Genomic DNA, 1,921 nt, shown 5'->3' with positions numbered 1-1,921 from the left:
CGCCGCCCTGGGCGACAACCACAAGCCTTTGTTCCCCACCTATTCGATCTCCAAGATCGCCGGTGAGGTCGTCGCGCGCACCATGGCACGCGTTCTCGGCGTGCCCACGACCATCGCCCGGCTCAACGTCCCCTACGGCGACAACGGCGGTTGGCCGTTCTACCACATGGAGATGATGCTGGCCGGCATCCCGATCCCGGTGCCGCCCGGCGGACCGGCCCGCTACAACCCGATCCACGAGGACGACATCATCGCGACCATCCCCAAACTGCTGGAAGTGGCGTCGGTCCCGGCGACCACGGTCAACTGGTGCGGCGACCAAACCGTCAGCATTCAGCAGTGGTGCGGCTACCTCGGCTCACTCGTGGGCAAGGAGCCCGTCTTCGACGAGAGCGACCAGGCGCTGCGCGGCAACCCCACGGACGCCACCCGGATGCGCGAACTCGTGGGCGCGACGACCGTCGACTGGCGCGACGGGCTGCGCCGCATGGCGGCCAAGTTTCATCCCGAGCTGGTCGGCTCGTAACCGGTTGCGGCACATCACAACACGGGCAGGCGTCCGGCTACCAGTAGCGCAGGGCCTGCCGGAACAGGTCCGTCAGCACCGGCTTGGTCATCTCCAGGGGCGCATTCTGCAGTAGGCGCTGCTGTGGGTGGGCGCCCTCGGCGAGCGCCGCCACGTCGGCGTCGGTGTAGCCGACCCCGCCGAGGCCGTTCGGCATGCCCACCGCACGCATGAGGCGGACGAGCTCCGCCGCGAGGACTTCACCGGCGTCCGCCCCCGCGGCCCCGCGCGTGTCGGCGCCGAGCAGTCGGGCGGCCTCCAGATGGCGCTCCGGGCTGACCGCCGCGATGTGCCGGAAGACCGCGGGCGCGTTGAGGATGACGGCCATGCCGTGGGGCACCAGCGGCTCCTCGGCGGGGTAGCCGGCCGGGCGGAAGTCGCGCACCAGCCCCGCCACCGCGTAGGCCATGCCGTGCGGCGCGTGCACGCCCGCGTTGCCGAAGGCGATGCCGGCAAGCGTTGCGGCCCACATCATCTGCTCGCGGGCGTCGTTGTCGGAGGCGTCCCGCACCGCGCGCTCCATGAACAGGCCCAGCACGCGCAACGCCTCGCGGCAGCCCAGGTCGCTCCACGGGTTGGCGCCCTGGCTCATCGGCCGCAGGCTCGGGCGCTCGGGTGCCCGCCGATGGACGTAGGGACGTGCGGTGTAGGACTCCAGCGCGTGCGACAGCACGTCGAGGCCGGCCGCGGCGACGACCTCCGGTGGCAGGCTGGCGGTGCAGTCGGGGTCGACCAGCGCCTCGGTGGGGCGCAGGGCGTGCGAGGCGATGCCCGTCTTGGCCGACAGCGCGAGCAGGTCGAAGATCGCGATACCGGTGACTTCGCTGCCGGTGCCCGCTGTTGTGGGGCAGGCGATGTGGGGCCGCAGCGGGCCGGGAACGGGTTTGCCCTCGCCGACCGGCGCGTTGACGTAGGCCAGCAGGTCGGCGGGGTGGGTGGCGTAGAGGTTGGCCGCCTTGCAGGTGTCGATGACCGACCCGCCGCCCAGGGACACGTAGCCGTCCGGGTTCGACTCTCGGGCGAAACGCGCAGCCTCGGCGAACGATTCGTCCGTGGGTTCGACGTGGACGTCGGTATAGGTGAGGACGTCCAGACCGGCCGCAACGAGCGAGTCGTGCGCCGTGGCGAAGACGGGCAGTGTGGCCACCCGCGCATCGGAGAACACGGCGACCCGCCGCAACCCCAGCGCGCGGGCCCGGTCGCCCAACTCCGCCAGGCAGCCCCGCCCGAAGGTGACCCGGGAGGAGTCGACCGTGAACGCGCCGTCGCAGCCCTCGGCCGCGGCCGGGAATTCGCAGCATCCCATCGGGGCCCTCCTGAGTCCGGTAGCGACGGGAGAGTACCCCACGCGGCCGA

General features: G+C 71.8%; 2 protein-coding genes. One reads left to right on the top strand and one right to left on the bottom strand.

The window, feature by feature from the left end; genetic code table 11:
* Positions 1-526 (top strand): NAD-dependent epimerase/dehydratase family protein (locus AC2VOR_RS11190; RefSeq protein WP_486963797.1); only part of this gene is annotated, 526 nt, incomplete at its 5' end.
* A 37-nt stretch (positions 527-563) separates the two neighbouring features.
* On the opposite strand, the gene AC2VOR_RS11185 is transcribed toward AC2VOR_RS11190, so the two are convergent.
* Positions 564-1,871 carry a hydroxyacid-oxoacid transhydrogenase gene (locus AC2VOR_RS11185; protein ID WP_369738647.1) on the bottom strand — a complete coding sequence of 436 codons (1,308 nt, stop codon included), beginning with the start codon at positions 1,869-1,871 and terminating at the stop codon, positions 564-566.
* Positions 1,872-1,921 lie beyond the last annotated feature (50 nt).

The sequence above is a fragment of the Mycobacterium sp. TH-M103 genome, from assembly GCF_057473785.1.
This window is presented reverse-complemented; position numbering and strand designations above follow the sequence as displayed.